This is a genomic window from Neobacillus rhizophilus (genome assembly GCF_018343535.1).
Classification (GTDB): domain Bacteria; phylum Bacillota; class Bacilli; order Bacillales; family Cytobacillaceae; genus Neobacillus; species Neobacillus rhizophilus.
Genome location: NZ_JAGYPF010000004.1, coordinates 733,469 through 745,617, shown reverse-complemented (window position 1 = coordinate 745,617; position 12,149 = coordinate 733,469). Strand labels below are relative to the sequence as shown.

Below are 12,149 nucleotides of genomic sequence, written 5' to 3'. Positions count from 1 at the left end.
CAGTATTGCCACCAGTAAATTACTTAATTCTTACCTTATTTCTATTTTAGTTAGAACCGCTGCTTGGCAGGGTGATAAGCTTCCGTTCAACATCCATTCAGGCCATTATACTAAGTGGGCTCCACCATCAATAAGAACAGCTGTCCCAGTAGTAAAACCATTTTTAGCAAGGTATACATAGGTTTCAGCTATGTCTTCCGGCTTTGCAATCCGTCCAACAGGGAGCTGTTGTGCAATACCGTTGAACAGTGCTTTCCTCTGATCATCTGGCATTCCAGCATAGATTGGAGTGTCTACAATTCCAGGTGAAACCACGTTTACCCTAATAGGGGCTAGGTCTACGGAAAGTCCTCGAACCAATCCTTCAATGGCTGAATTGATTGCCGCTAACGTAGTAGCGCCTTGAGGAGGACGAACGCCATATACACCAGAGGTTAAGGTGATTGAGCTCTCATTGTTTAAATATGGAAGTGCTGAACGGACGGTAATATATTGCCCCCAGAACTTACTATCAAACGCCTCTTTAGCACTTGCCACAGGCAATTCGCTAAAGTGCCCCATTGCGCCTTCTCCTGCTGTTACCACAAGGTGGTCAAATTTTCCAACCTTGCTGAAAAATTCTGCTACTTTTTCTTCGCTTCGAAAATCGATTTCAATTCCTTCTACATTGCCACCAAGAACTTGTTTTGCTTCATTTAATTTGGAAACAGAACGGCTGGCAATAATCACTTGAGCAGATTGATCGAGAAACGCTTTGGCAGTTGCTAAACCAATACCAGAAGTACCCCCTAAAACAACTACTCTTTTACCATTTAATGACATAGTAAAAACCCTTCCTTCTTAAAATCTTTTTTGTATTGAAATTCATTGTGAAATATTAATTTCTAAAACGATACTATTAAGTACCTTACGCTATTATTCAGCTAATAATTTTAAGGATTCACGATTAAAGGCAGGAATGTCATCCGGAAAACGGCTTGTTACAATATTATTGCTTACCACAACTTCTTCATCTTTGTAGTTAGCACCTGCATTTTTGAGATCGTTCCTTATTGATTTGAAACCTGTTATGTCGACGCCTTTTAATAGGTCTGTATCAATTAATACTTGTGGGCCATGGCAAATGGCAAAAACAGGTTTACCTTCTTGTATAAATGCTTTTGCGAATTCACTAAAACGGTCGTCTTCACGTAATAAATCGGGAGAGAAGCCGCCAGGGATGAGTAAAGCAACAAAGTCTTGAGGGTTAACTTCCCCAATTCCTTTATCTATTTTTACTGCTTCACCTTTTTTACCAGTAATATCTTTTCCAGCCTGTATGTCGATTGTGATCACTTGATGACCAGCATCTTTAAATGCTTATGCTGGTTCTGTGAATTCTACATCTTCAAATAAGTCTGTTTTTAGTGTAGCGATTTTTTTGCTCATTATGATAAGCCCCCTTATAATTGTAAAAGCATCGTTGGTATTATTCTCATTAACACAATAAATACAAGTAATCTACTGTGTTTAGTACATGATACTGCTAGATATATGAAGGTATAAAAACATTTAGTATCGCTCTGTCACGTGTTTAATGATGGTGATGCCCTTTGGAAGAATTTGTGATGTCAAATCCTGCTTGCGGCACATAGAAATACTTGATCCAAACCCCATCTAAAAACTGTTCCCTTTTATCGAGTAAAACATCAATGCCTTTGTCTGTTTTCACAATTTCATCGTGTTCTGTAGAAGTATCAAGCTTTATATCGTAATGGGCATGGTCCCCATGGTCCAGTGTAACGTATACCCGAACCATTTTCCCATCAGCCTCTTCACTTTCCAACATTTGTTTCAGCACTTTAGCAGCATTTCGGTTAATTTTGCATTGCATAATTTATGTCTCCTATTCTAATCATTTTTATATTTTTAAAATACACCATAATCCAATAAATCCCCTTTGTTAAAGAATCCTGTAATATCTAGAGGTTTCAGGTCATGTTGTCAACGTTTTAAGAAATTCACAAAAGGATTTCCCTTGCTTCCTTTTTAACTTTCGTTTTTTGTAATCTCTGCCAGAATTTCATACGAACGGAGGCGGGCTTTGTGGTCGTAAACTTGGGCAATGGCCATGATTTCATCAGCCTGGCTCTCCTCCAAAAATGTATGCAGCTTGTCCTTTACCGTCTGCTGGCTGCCAACAATCGATGAGCCTAATTGCTGCTCGAGAGCCTTTAATTGGTAGCTGCTGGCCACTTCGGATATGTCATCTACCGGTGGTTGAAGCGGTATAAGGTTGCCACTCATCAAATTCAAAAATTGCTGCTGTATTGTTGTAAAAAGGCGCTTTGCCTCTTTATCCGTTTCTGATGCAATGATATTCAATGCCACCATCGCATACGGCTTATCGAGAACATTCGAAGGCTTAAACGCCTTGCGATAGATCTGTAGAGCACCCAGAGTGTTAAGTGGCGAGAAATGGGCGGCAAACGCGAATGGCAAACCTAGTTCTCCGGCCAGCTGCGCACTGAAGCCGCTTGAACCCAGCAGCCAGACTGGAATATTCAAACCTTCACCTGGAATCGCTTTTATAGGGTTCCCTTGTGCCAGGGATGGATCAAAGTAACCGCGGAGTTCCGCTAATTGCTCAGGAAAGTCATCTCCGGTACTTCCCAAGTCGTGTCTCAATGCACGAGCGGTCCCCTGATCTGTACCGGGTGCCCGCCCCAGACCAAGGTCAATTCGCCCAGGATATAATGATTCAAGAGTGCCAAACTGCTCAGCGATGACGAGCGGTGCGTGATTCGGCAGCATGATTCCTCCTGAACCAATCCTGATTTTTGATGTACCGGCTGCCACATGTGACATCACCACAGAAGTGGCGGAACTGGCGATAAACGGCATATTATGATGTTCAGCGAGCCAAAAACGGTTGTAATCAAGTTTTTCAGCAAGCTGTGAGAGTTCCAATGTATGGCGGAAAGAGTCAGCAGGGGTACTTCCGGCTGTTATCGGTGAAAGATCAAGCACCGAGAATGGAATTTCGTTTAGTTTTTTTGCATGTTTAGACATAAGTTCATCTTCTTCCCTTATCTAATTTTTTTATAAACTAATCTCATACTGGAATTTCATGAGTCGGAAAGTAAGGCCGCACAAACTCTCCAAGCTCCTGTATGACTTCCTCGGGAGGGCGCTTTGAAAAATACAATACAAATGCCAGGTGATTGACACCAATGGATTGAAATTGATATAGAATTTCTAATAACTGTTTGCGCCCTACACGAAATCCTAACGGAATCGGAACAGGAGACGCATCGGGATTTTCCGATAAATCGATAAATAAAGTCTGAGTGAAAGGTTTAAACATTCCTGGGGCGTGAATTTCCGACAACTCGCGGTACTCGTTAATCAATTGAGTTTGTTGTGGGATAATCCTCGGGTACTGGATCCAGCCGTCCCCATTCTGGGCGATCCATTCAATCGATTGATTGCTGAATCCTGTCACCATGGTCGGAATCGAAGAAAAAGGCTTGGGGATCATTCTCATATCCGTTCCTTCGATGACGCCTAAATCGCTGTTGATTGTTGGACTATCCTCCTTTAACAGCCGTTCAAGGAATGCATAATTCTTTTTAAACAGCCCTCCACTTTCGAGCTTGGATATTCCCAAAGCTGTGAAATCTTTATCCCGGTCTCCTGAAGCCACTCCCATGATCAGGCGTTCGGGAAACAACCGGTCAACAGATGATGCTTCCTTTGCCACTCGGACAGGATGGCGCAGCGGGAGAACCACACTCGCCGTTCCAAGTGCAATATCCTTGGTATGGGCCGCAAGATAGGTCAAATAAATCCATACATCATACATTTGACCATTATCATCAATATTCAAATTCTGAATCGTAACGTCCCGAAGCCACAATGCCGCGAAACCATGGTCTTCAATTTTGCGGGCAAGCGACAGCTGATTTTCCATAATCGGATATTTGGACATCCTTGCAGTCGGAATCGCGAAACCAAGCGTCATTTTATCCTTTTGGTACAACCTGTTGAATGCTCGATGCTGTAATAAACTCACTTCAATTCAATTCTCCTTAAATTTTTGTGCCGATGTATTTTTCGAACTTTTTAATCGTCTCCTCATTACGGCGATAATACGTCCATTGTCCGATTCGCTTCATTTCAACCAGCCCGCTTTGCAGCAGAATCGATAAATACTGTGAAGTAGTGGATTGCGAAATCCCGGCCTTGCTTCGGATATCCCCTACGCAAACCCCGCCTTCAAATCCTTCATCAGCAAAAATATGGGCTTGCGGTGAAAAATGACTGTAGGGATCTTTTAACATTTGAAGAATGCTCACCCTCGTCTGGTTCGACAATGCCTTAAAAATTTCAACGGCTTGTTCATCATTTAAGCGTTCCAATTCCTGCTTCAATGTCATTGCCTCTTTCTATATCGATTATCACTATCCCAATGGAAGCTGGATAGATGATCTGAAAGCATCACGCCAAATCGGTAATTCGCGATATTAATATATTAGCCATCTGGGCCGTCCAAATCAAATGATATGTTTCGAAGGAAATACGGCGAAAAGCTCCCATCTTAAAAAAGACCACTTAAAAACCTACATATAACACCCTATTATATATGGCAACTTCCCATTCATGACCCTTAGAACACTTCCAAAAGACCTTTTTCTGACTGGCAATTGTCAGTTCGTCTGGGTTTATGTGCTTCTTTTATACGTCTATACTATTTGAAATAGTTTACTTTTGGAGATGCTCAGAACTAAGACTATAGGAAGCAACTTTCTTCTTCCATTGCTTTACTACATCAACGCGATCATTGTAACAATATAAGAAGAGATTTACCTCTTTTTTCTTCCTTTTTACGTTTATAATAAACGGAATAACATTAGTCTCTGGATGTAGAAATAATTTCTCATTGCCTGGAAATATTGGATATTTTTTTAAAAAGTTAGCCTCATTAAAATAATTAATCAAACTAATTTTTTCCACCTCTTCTAGGTGCTTTCCATTAAATGTTATTGTAATATTTTTTGAATCAAGTTGTGGATGTAGTGCAAATTTGCTTACAACCCAACCTACAACTGCACTTGGGGGACTCATTAATAATTTGAAAGTTACACCAATCACTATAATAACAGCAGCCGTCCATGTCATTTCATATCTACTCCTTGATAAATATCTGGTTTACCTCAAGCTCTTATTTTAAAAATTAATAGATTAAGAATCTTAAAATTTTCAACAAAGTAGTTGTCATTAAAGGAATTTAAGCGCAGCTGCAAACCTTTTGATTCCTTCATGTATGGATTCTTCATCTTCCCTTGCAAAAGTAAAACGGACGAATCCCTTTTTAGAACCCATGGTTGAACCTGGGACAAAAATGACTCCTCTTTTGATTGATTCCTCAAGCAATTGCATTTCATTATAGTCTTTTTTCACATTGCACCATAGATGAATTCCTCCTTGAGGGATGAAAAATTCCACTTGATCCCCTAAAAAATAATTTAGGGAGGTGACAATTTGATTCCTTCGTTTCTCTAATTCCTTTACCAATCCTTTGATATGCGAATTGAAATTTTCCGATTCTAGAAAATCATTGGCAATCCATTGAGTATAACTTGCATGCCCGAAGTCAATTTGTTGTTTCGCATCTGATAATCTTTCAATAACCGGTCTTGGTCCAATAATCCAGCCAATTCTTAACCCAGAAGCGACGATTTTTGATAAGGAGCTAATATATAATACATTTCCGTGGATATCCATCGATTTTAATGTTGAGACTTCTTCTCCTGTAAAAGAAGTTAAACTATATGGATCATCCTCGACTACGGGAATCCCGTATTCAGAAGATATGTCTAAAATAGCTTTCCTCTTAGTTTCACTAAGCAGAGTTCCTGTCGGGTTTTGATAAGACGGATTCAAAAATATCATTCTGATTCGGTGTTTTTTATATAATGTCAGCAAATCTGCCGGTTCAATACCATCCTTGCCTACTGGTAAATAATACGGTTTAATTCCTGCTGATTTAAATATTGGAAGATTGTAATTGTAAGAGGGATCCTCTAAAGCAACTGCATCTCCTGGTTTTAACAGACATTGAACAACTAAGTGCAACGCTTGTTGTGCTCCAGATGTAATTAAAATAGAAGAAGGATTTGTTTCAATTTTACGAAACTGCTTAACATGCTTTGTAATGGTACCCCTTAATAGCTCGTTCCCCTGTGGATGATCATATCCTAAGCTTCCAATAAATGATCTAGTTGAGGTAATCTCACGTAAGAATTTCAGAGGAAAAAGATCTTCCGACAGTTCCCCGCTCGCAAGATTGATCAACTTATGTTCAACTGCTTCTTTTCGAATCCTTTGTATTACAGGTTGATTTGGTAAAAACGAGCCAGCCTCGACATACCTGTTCCAACTCGGTATACGCTTCTTGGTAATTCCCCAAATATCTTTACTAATTGTCGTCCCGCTTCCCCTATTTCTTTGAATGAGTCCATTTGATTCCAATTCGTCATATGCAGCAACCACTGTACTTCTGTTTACATTAAGTTCCTTAGCTAAATTTCTTTCGGAAGGTAGTGGTTTATCAGGGGGAAAAGTACCATCTGCAATTCCATTTTCGATAAATTCTGCAAGCTGCTTATAAATAGCTTTTTTGGCGTTTCGATCTGGTTTCCAATCCATATTCAACATTCCCTATTTAGTGATTATTCGTGATCTTATTATTCTTCTTTTTTTTCAGGAAAAATCTTTTATTATAAAAAAACCTATCGTCTACGACAATAGGCATTTTTATTAGGTAAAAAACACAATAAATATTCCAAGAGCTATTAAAATTAGTGGAATAGAAATAGCATAAATCAACGTCAAATTTGTTGTGTTTCTTTTTGTGGAACTACTATAATTATCGTCAGCCTTTCCAGCGATAAATAATGTTGAAATAATTGCGATTATGATGACAACGATTACTAAGGTAATTAATATCTTCATATAACACCTCTTATGAATAAAATATAGAAATATTAATGATTATAGTTGGACCACTAAAGTCCTATATTATTTGTCTTATTATTAGGAATATCACTTTTAAAATTATAATATATGGAGTTTATTTAGAGACCATCCAATCATCTTTAAATTCAACCATCCACTTTATCAAAATCGCAGGACCGAACTTAACTAAAGTGGGTTCAAAATATTCCCAAAGTGAAATTGAAATCATTAATCACGGCAAAAACGGCATGCCCGCAGGTATATTTGAAAGGATCAAGCCAAATCCTTCTGGAAGATTTTTTATTTGAATAACGATAAAAAGATCGGATTTTTCTTTTATGAGGGATGAAAAATACAGTTTTCGGTGGGATGATATTTCAGGTAAAGTTTTCTAAAAGATAAAAAAGGCTGTATAATACAAAAGTTAAGATGAAATTTTATGACCTATTTTGTTTAATCGATGTTTCTCCGGTTATATAAAACTATAAGAATTAAAGAGGTTAGGACATGGGAAGATATAAAATCGGTTATCGTACATTAAAGACAGCCATTGGCACGGCAGCAGCGATCATCATTGCTCAATTTTTCGGCTTGAATTTTTTTGCTTCTGCCGGCATTATAACGATTTTATGTATACAAAACTCCAAGAAAAAATCCCTCAAAACTGCGTATGCCCGTTTTGTTGCTTGTATTCTCGGCATCGGCTTTTCCTTTATATTCTTTGAAGGGATCGCCTATCATCCTCTCGTGATTGGATTATTACTATTGCTATTCATTCCGGTTACTGTTCTTTTTAAGGTCTCCGAAGGCGTGGTAACGAGCTCCGTCATCATTCTCCATATCTACTCAGGGCACCAAATGACGGCGGGAATCGTTTTAAACGAGGTCTCTCTTATAGTCATTGGCATTGGAACTGCCCTTCTGGTGAACTTGTATATGCCTAGTCTAGATTCCAAGCTAAAGCAGTATCAAGTAGAAATTGAGAAAAATTTTCGCAAAATTTTTGAGGAAATGGTATCTTATTTACGGACAAATGAAAGCCGTTGGATGGGGAATGAAATTACGGAGACGGCCGGCTTGCTGGAAGAAGCTAAAAGTTTGGCGTTTAGAAATGTAGAGAATCATTTTTTACGTTCAGAAAATTACTTTTATCATTATTTTCAAATACGTGAAAAACAATTTGAAATTATTGAGCGGGTTTTACCCATCGTGACATCGATTGAGCCGTTAGTCAAACAAAGATATATGATTGCAGATTTTCTTGAAGTAGTAAGCAGTTATATTCACCCTGGGAACACGGCACAGCAGTTGTTAATTCGTTTATATGATTTACAAACCCAATTTAAGGATGAACCTCTACCAGAATCAAGGGAGGAATTTGAGGCCAGGGCTCAATTATTTCAATTGATTAAAGAGATGGAACAGTATCTACTGATAAAGAAATCTTTAAAAGTAGAATCGAAAGTAATTACCAACCACTTAATAACCGAAAAATAAAAACGTAAATAAACTGGAAATGATGGTTTAAGGAAGAACCCTCCCCCTTATTGACAGGGTGAGGGTTCTTGTATTTTTTTCTATTTATTGACTTTAAGTGTATAGAAGTATTTTTAAAAAGGGACGTAAGAAAAGCAATGCTGAAAAAATGTATTGCTTTTCTTCAATTCTTGCACCCTTTAGTTGAACAAGAACTCACAGTGAAAAGGTATTTAATTGATATTCGAATACGAAGAAACACCAATTCTACGGTGTTTCTTCCTAATCTTTCAAAGAAAAAATAAATTCTTAACAGAGCCTTATCTTAAAATGTCCTCAATACGAGCGAGGGTATCAGCATTTAACTTTACGCCTGATGCTTTTACATTTTCCTCCAACTGTTCAGGGCGACTTGCCCCTACAAGAGCACTGGAGACATTTTGTTGTCGTAAAATCCACGATAGTGCCAGGGTGACAAGTGACATGTCATTTTCTTTGGCTACCTCTTTTAGTAATTCCACTTTATCAAGATTATCCTCAGTGAGTAATCCAAAAAGATTACTGTATTTTTCTTGTGATGCACGGCTTCCTGCAGGAGCCTGAGAACCCTTCTGATATTTACCAGTTAAAACACCCTGGGCAAGAGGAGACCAAACGACTTGGCCAATGCCATGTTTTTCACATACTGGGATGACGTCCTTTTCAATATACCGTTGAAGCATGCTGTATTGTGGCTGATTCACAACAATTCGGTCAAGGAGCTTTTTGTCTGCAAGATGAACTGCTTCAGTAATTTGCTCAGCTGTCCATTCACTAACCCCGATATATAATACTTTTCCTTGGCGTACAAGGTCATCTAAAGCCCGCAATGTTTCATCGAGCGGCGTTTCCTGGTCAAAACGATGACAATAATAAATATCCACATAATCGGTGTTCAGGCGTTTTAGACTCGCATGACATTGTTCCATTACATGTTTTCGGGATAACCCACGATCGTTCGGCCCATCACCCATTGGCCAGAATACCTTTGTGGCTAAAACATAGGAATCACGTACGAACTTCTTTAGGGCTTTTCCGACTACAATTTCTGCTTCCCCGCGCATATAAACATTGGCAGTATCAAAAAAGTTTATCCCAAGGTCATAGGCTTTATCGATTGAAGCTGTAGCATTTTGTTCCTCTACATACCCACCATAAGTAAGCCAGCTGCCTAAACTTATTTCACTCACTTTTAGTCCTGTTTTTCCTAAACGACGGTATTCCATGATTATCCCTCCCAAATAATATCGTGACACAAAATAAAAATACTATATGTTTTGTCTTTATGTCCAATATTTTGTAACTTGTTCCAAAATAAAGTAAAAGCCAAAATGATGGGCTTTTTGCATTACACCAAATCCATTTCCGTTGTTTATGCAACCTGCCTGTTAGTTGAAGAAGTAAAGCTGCCGCATTTGCACAGCAGCTATACAACAAGATAAGAGATTGTGCAATAAAAATGACCTTACCTCCTTAAGGCAAAGTCATTTCATGCTTCTTAATTCATTTGATTTAATACTATGTTGTTCAATCTTTTGGAACAATTTATTTCGAATTTCTTTATCAATGCAACCATCAAGCAATATTTTATTGTACTTAATATGGAATTGATGCCAAGCTATAAGTAACAAAAATTTCATATCAAATCCGCTTTAATATATAGTTTTCTTGCATTTGTTCTAAGCGTTTTTGCTGATACCACTCAACAACTTTCAGTTGCTTTGCAGTGAGGTAACCTTCTTTACTTCTCGGTGCATTTTTTCTCAAATGTGACCGAAAAAGGTGGTTTAAATGCTTGAGATAGTAGTTTGTAAGAGTAATTTTTTCAAGGTCAGGACAGTCATTTACAACTCTTGTGAGCAGCTCTGATAATCACCCCTGGCATATGATCCAACAACTGCTACTCAGGTAAAAACTATTTAATCACTCTGTTGATTGGACTTGAGATGACTTTTGTACTTGTGTTACGGCGGTTAAAGCAGATGAAATTTCGTTTGATGCCTGTTTAATCGCCTCCTGGGCGAGTGTAGGATCGGAATTTGCCTTTTCAATTGCTTTTGTTAATAAGTCCTGTGTGAGTGTTACATTTGCTTTTGCTTGATTTAGTTGATTTACATCAATTTGAGTCATAAGAATCTCTCTCCTTTTATTTTGAATACTTCTATATAATCACCTTACATTTTATTTTTATTTATGGAAAAAACTACATCAAAATTGTAATAGTGTTTAGTATTTTTTGTTTTAATTCTTATAACTAAGTTAAAAACTAATATTCATTTATATCATTAAAATGTACTAATATTTCTTCCCTAGTTCCCTTCTTAGCAAACAAACAAGTAAAACAATTAATTACATTTCAAAAAATTTATGTCTTTCTACCTTACAAACCCTAAGAGAAAAATTTTTATACCATTCTATTTTTCCTTTTTCTTGTGCCATTCTATGGGCTGAATTTTCCTTCCAATCTTTTATGGATTCTAAAGAGTCCCAATATGAAACTGTAATTCCTAACTCCCCATCACGAGCACTTTCTACCCCTAAGAATCCCTTCTGCTGAGAAGCTAACTCAACCATTTTGTCCGCCATTTTTCCATAACCTCTGTCACCCTCAGTTCGCTGTGATGCAAAAATTACTGCGTAATAAGGTGGTTCAGGAGTTTTTGCAATTCCACTCATATTTCATTCCCCCAAATTCACTGATTTCTTAAATTCTTACTTTTTCATTATAAAATTTTATTACACTAAACTTTGTTACTTGAATAAGAAAATAGCATTACCCCATTGTTGAAGTAATGTCCCCTTTAAGTGTATTTTTCACAAATTTTTATTATAAAAAATGCTGCCATTAGCGTGAAGATGCTGTGATAGGTGATGCTTCAAATGAATTAGAATGATAACCATTGTAGTGTTCCAATATCACTTTATTGTCCTTTAGAATATACAATGCAAAAGCACTACTCTTATTTTTTTCATTTATGATCTCTACCCAAGAAATCAATTATTCAAGCTTCTCCAAAGTTTCTACTCCTTTTTCCCCTTCAGACTGCAGTTATCTCTATTTATTCGCTAAAGGTAATTACAATCCTTCTTTCATTAATCTGGCCCTATAGAGTTGAAGAAGCACCTTCTTATTTGCTGCACATTTTCTCTGAATTGCACAATAATAATAGTCCTGTTTAAAATTAGGAAGCTGCTTGAGTCATGCGTGTACATATATTTTCATAAAATTACAGCCTTTAATTTCTTGATTTTCAGATATATAGTTACTGGGTAATAACTATTTAAGGAGTGTCTCAAATGTTTATTAAACTAAAAAAAGAACAACAAGAATTAATGATTTCTGACATCCAATATTTCTTTTCTCAAGAAAGAGATGAAGAAATAACTGAATTTGCTGCAGAAAGGGTATTAGATTTCATTAAGGAGAAGCTTGCTCCTCACTTTTACAACGCTGCTGTCTTGGATGTTAAACATGTAGTTGAACAGCAATTTTCTTCTCTTGAAGATGAAATCCTAACGCTTGAACGTCCGATTAAAAGATAAAATAATTATACAGAGTGGAATATTTCCTTTTCCACTCTTTTATGTCGATTTTGGTGTCAAATGCACCGTTGATCATTAATTGCATCTTCAGC

General features: G+C 37.5%; 14 protein-coding genes and 2 pseudogenes. 2 read left to right on the top strand and 14 right to left on the bottom strand.

Going from position 1 to position 12,149, the window contains the following annotated elements:
• Nucleotides 1-105: 105 nt before the first annotated feature.
• The 10 genes and pseudogenes from KHA99_RS21770 to KHA99_RS21725 form a co-directional block, all read right to left on the bottom strand.
• Nucleotides 106-822, bottom strand: a complete 717-nt coding sequence (locus KHA99_RS21770) for an SDR family oxidoreductase (protein ID WP_213119566.1) — start codon at nt 820-822, stop codon at nt 106-108.
• A 93-nt stretch (nt 823-915) separates the two neighbouring features.
• Nucleotides 916-1,428: pseudogene (yraA, locus tag KHA99_RS21765) on the bottom strand (cysteine protease YraA).
• Between the two features lie 145 nt (nt 1,429-1,573).
• A complete protein-coding gene (locus tag KHA99_RS21760) occupies nt 1,574-1,873 on the bottom strand; it encodes an iron-sulfur cluster assembly accessory protein (RefSeq protein WP_213119565.1) in 300 nt (99 codons plus the stop codon).
• A gap of 155 nt (nt 1,874-2,028) precedes the next feature.
• Complete coding sequence (locus KHA99_RS21755; RefSeq protein WP_213119564.1) at nt 2,029-3,051, bottom strand: LLM class flavin-dependent oxidoreductase; 1,023 nt, start codon at nt 3,049-3,051, stop codon at nt 2,029-2,031.
• Nucleotides 3,052-3,094: 43 nt separating this feature from the next.
• The gene (locus KHA99_RS21750; RefSeq protein WP_213119563.1) at nt 3,095-4,054 is read right to left on the bottom strand and encodes a TIGR03571 family LLM class oxidoreductase; all 960 of its coding nucleotides are present in this window, start codon (nt 4,052-4,054) and stop codon (nt 3,095-3,097) included.
• 16 nt (nt 4,055-4,070) lie between these two features.
• Nucleotides 4,071-4,418 (bottom strand): ArsR/SmtB family transcription factor, encoded by a 348-nt coding sequence (locus KHA99_RS21745; protein WP_213119562.1) that lies wholly within the window; start codon nt 4,416-4,418, stop codon nt 4,071-4,073.
• 175 nt (nt 4,419-4,593) lie between these two features.
• A complete protein-coding gene (locus KHA99_RS21740; protein WP_213119794.1) occupies nt 4,594-4,707 on the bottom strand; it encodes a zinc-ribbon domain-containing protein in 114 nt (37 codons plus the stop codon).
• Between the two features lie 36 nt (nt 4,708-4,743).
• On the bottom strand, nt 4,744-5,160 hold the full coding sequence (locus KHA99_RS21735; RefSeq protein WP_213119561.1) for a YfmQ family protein: 417 nt from the start codon (nt 5,158-5,160) through the stop codon (nt 4,744-4,746).
• A 99-nt stretch (nt 5,161-5,259) separates the two neighbouring features.
• A complete protein-coding gene (gene pdxR, locus KHA99_RS21730; protein ID WP_213119560.1) occupies nt 5,260-6,690 on the bottom strand; it encodes a MocR-like pyridoxine biosynthesis transcription factor PdxR in 1,431 nt (476 codons plus the stop codon).
• A gap of 111 nt (nt 6,691-6,801) precedes the next feature.
• On the bottom strand, nt 6,802-6,996 hold the full coding sequence (locus KHA99_RS21725) for a hypothetical protein (protein WP_213119559.1): 195 nt from the start codon (nt 6,994-6,996) through the stop codon (nt 6,802-6,804).
• A gap of 510 nt (nt 6,997-7,506) precedes the next feature.
• On the opposite strand from KHA99_RS21725, the gene KHA99_RS21720 reads away from it, so the two are divergent.
• Nucleotides 7,507-8,496, top strand: a complete 990-nt coding sequence (locus tag KHA99_RS21720; protein WP_213119558.1) for an aromatic acid exporter family protein — start codon at nt 7,507-7,509, stop codon at nt 8,494-8,496.
• 299 nt (nt 8,497-8,795) lie between these two features.
• Here the strand turns inward: KHA99_RS21720 and KHA99_RS21715 are convergent, their stop codons facing one another.
• The 4 genes and pseudogenes from KHA99_RS21715 to KHA99_RS30975 form a co-directional block, all read right to left on the bottom strand.
• Complete coding sequence (locus KHA99_RS21715; protein ID WP_213119557.1) at nt 8,796-9,740, bottom strand: aldo/keto reductase family protein; 945 nt, start codon at nt 9,738-9,740, stop codon at nt 8,796-8,798.
• A gap of 697 nt (nt 9,741-10,437) precedes the next feature.
• The gene (locus KHA99_RS21710; protein WP_213119556.1) at nt 10,438-10,644 is read right to left on the bottom strand and encodes a hypothetical protein; all 207 of its coding nucleotides are present in this window, start codon (nt 10,642-10,644) and stop codon (nt 10,438-10,440) included.
• A gap of 219 nt (nt 10,645-10,863) precedes the next feature.
• Entirely contained in the window at nt 10,864-11,190 is a 327-nt protein-coding gene (locus KHA99_RS21705; protein ID WP_213119555.1) for an antibiotic biosynthesis monooxygenase family protein, read from the bottom strand.
• Between the two features lie 172 nt (nt 11,191-11,362).
• Nucleotides 11,363-11,512 (bottom strand): annotated as a pseudogene (locus tag KHA99_RS30975) (penicillin-binding protein); the annotation flags it as partial.
• A gap of 299 nt (nt 11,513-11,811) precedes the next feature.
• Here KHA99_RS30975 and KHA99_RS21700 point away from each other — a divergent pair.
• Entirely contained in the window at nt 11,812-12,057 is a 246-nt protein-coding gene (locus KHA99_RS21700) for a DUF2164 domain-containing protein (RefSeq protein ID WP_213119554.1), read from the top strand.
• Nucleotides 12,058-12,149: the final 92 nt, after the last annotated feature.

Bases quoted from the DNA above. Each gene is read 5' to 3' on its own strand.
- KHA99_RS21705 (WP_213119555.1), bottom strand. From the start codon at position 11,190: ATGAGTGGAATTGCAAAAACTCCTGAACCACCTTATTACGCAGTAATT.
- KHA99_RS21745 (WP_213119562.1), bottom strand. From the start codon at position 4,418: ATGACATTGAAGCAGGAATTGGAACGCTTAAATGATGAACAAGCCGTT.
- KHA99_RS21700 (WP_213119554.1), top strand. From the start codon at position 11,812: ATGTTTATTAAACTAAAAAAAGAACAACAAGAATTAATGATTTCTGAC.
- KHA99_RS21770 (WP_213119566.1), bottom strand. From the start codon at position 822: ATGTCATTAAATGGTAAAAGAGTAGTTGTTTTAGGGGGTACTTCTGGT.
- KHA99_RS21710 (WP_213119556.1), bottom strand. From the start codon at position 10,644: ATGACTCAAATTGATGTAAATCAACTAAATCAAGCAAAAGCAAATGTA.
- pdxR (WP_213119560.1), bottom strand. From the start codon at position 6,690: ATGGATTGGAAACCAGATCGAAACGCCAAAAAAGCTATTTATAAGCAG.
- KHA99_RS21715 (WP_213119557.1), bottom strand. From the start codon at position 9,740: ATGGAATACCGTCGTTTAGGAAAAACAGGACTAAAAGTGAGTGAAATA.
- KHA99_RS21725 (WP_213119559.1), bottom strand. From the start codon at position 6,996: ATGAAGATATTAATTACCTTAGTAATCGTTGTCATCATAATCGCAATT.
- KHA99_RS21735 (WP_213119561.1), bottom strand. From the start codon at position 5,160: ATGACATGGACGGCTGCTGTTATTATAGTGATTGGTGTAACTTTCAAA.
- KHA99_RS21755 (WP_213119564.1), bottom strand. From the start codon at position 3,051: ATGTCTAAACATGCAAAAAAACTAAACGAAATTCCATTCTCGGTGCTT.
- KHA99_RS21720 (WP_213119558.1), top strand. From the start codon at position 7,507: ATGGGAAGATATAAAATCGGTTATCGTACATTAAAGACAGCCATTGGC.
- KHA99_RS21760 (WP_213119565.1), bottom strand. From the start codon at position 1,873: ATGCAATGCAAAATTAACCGAAATGCTGCTAAAGTGCTGAAACAAATG.